This is a genomic window from Roseibium sp. RKSG952 (genome assembly GCF_009711355.1).
Genome location: NZ_SMMF01000551.1, coordinates 1 through 1,759 on the forward strand (window position 1 = coordinate 1; position 1,759 = coordinate 1,759).

The following is a 1,759-nucleotide window of genomic DNA, read 5'->3' on the forward strand; positions in this document are numbered from 1 at the left end:
GTCCTTCAGGGCGGGGAAGACGTTAACTTCGCATTTAGTGGACAGATACGAAAATTTAAACCATTCGTAGGGCAGGAAAAAATCTCTGCTTAGGGTGTTGTGAGACGCTTAGTTTAAAGAGCATACTCGTGATTGCTAAGGGTGATGCACAAGACAGAGAAAGAGTGACTATGTTCGTGATAGGCCGCCGCGAGAATATTTTTGATGGCATGACAACCGGACTCTTAGAGTCTCAAGAAAAGCTGTTGAAGAGGTCAGCTTATATTTCTGACTTTCTCGAGGCGGAAGGCCAAAAGTTGAGATCTTCTGGCTGGACGGATACGATTCAGCCAATTATGAAATTTCTAAATTCACATAGCGTCAACGCGAAAGTCTTGCGCGAGGTTGATCAGGTTTTAGGGCTTGACCTTGAAGCGAGGTTTTTGAAGCGCAATCAAGATACCGAAAATTTCGAAATCACGACCCAAGAGACTGATTCGAACATAGCCGACGAAGCGGATTTTACACCGCAGATCAAAGAGGTCGAGAATCAAAAGAATGAACTTGAGGAGAGTATTCACTTAGACGACTTGCTCCTTGTCCCCATTCGGCAATTATCTGAGGATCTTGAGGGCGCTGGATTTCCGGATCTTCTATCGGAAGAGGGTGATGCGTTCTGGCAGTCGATGAAAAATAAATTTTTCATTTTCGGAGTTCAAAAGCGAGCCGCAGTGAAGGCGCTTTCCGCATTTGAAGCAGAGAATTCAGTCAGTCCTGCGGCGAAGGAGCGGTTACAAAATGTAAGACGCGGTTTGCATAAGGCCTCACGTTGTCTGCATGAGGACCTCGTGGCACACCATATGCGTCTCAAAGCAATGGAAAGGCTGAAGGAACGCAAGGACCAGACCCCCGTGCTCGAATTCGGGTCGAAAGCCGCTATGGTGCCCATCAATCACGAAGCCATTCTAAAGGTCGAAGCGCTTGTCGGAAGTGATCTCGCGGCCGCCCGGCGATGTATCGTGTTGGGGGACGTTCTTTTTAAACTCAAAAAGGATGTCGATAAGATCGTTGTTGAATTAATTGAAACATCTGATTTGCTGCAGGAATTGAGGCGGGCAGCCAGACAGTGCCCGACCAATATCCTTGATGTGAACATTGATGAGGTTAACTCAGAAGTATCGGACCAGAACAAAACTCTGCGGCTTTTGTTGGACCAATGCATGAATTTCGCCCACAGAGGACTCCAAATGAATAAAATGGGACTTCTCCCTATTTGGGACGGCGCAGTACATGGCGATCTCCATGGCTTCGAAGCCGCTGTGCGCGAAGCGATTTCATCTGGTACATTTGCCGGAGGCGGCAGCCTGGATATCAGCAATCTGGGCGCCTCCGGACGCGTCGACAACCGCACTGCTGATGCTGGCATTATTGACATTCCGCTGTCTAGTTTGCCCTATACCGAGATCACTGTGAGGGCGCTCTCGCCTGATTTTAACAAAAGTTTCAGCAGTTCCTCCATTGAGGATTCTTCGTTCGGCGTTGGTTTTGACCGATGACATAGAAGCAGTCTGGTGACAGAGGTGTCCTTTTCTGGACGGCTCCATCTCGCCGGAATACATTCGCCTCACGTGAACTGTGCGCTGCCCCCGTCCTTCAGGGCGGGGAAGACATTAAGGACTACAATCTGTCGCCGGCGTTGTAGTCCTCGATTACGCCCATTATCAGCGGGGTCGAGAAAAGATCGGCTTTTGACTTCCGAAGGCGGCATCACCCCGATCTT

At 49.2% G+C, this 1,759-nt stretch carries 1 protein-coding gene; it reads left to right on the forward strand.

The genetic code is table 11. From position 1 onward, the window contains the following. The first annotated feature begins 128 nt into the window (after positions 1-128). Positions 129-1,535 (forward strand): hypothetical protein, encoded by a 1,407-nt coding sequence (locus E1297_RS02175; protein WP_155133334.1) that lies wholly within the window; start codon positions 129-131, stop codon positions 1,533-1,535. Positions 1,536-1,759 lie beyond the last annotated feature (224 nt).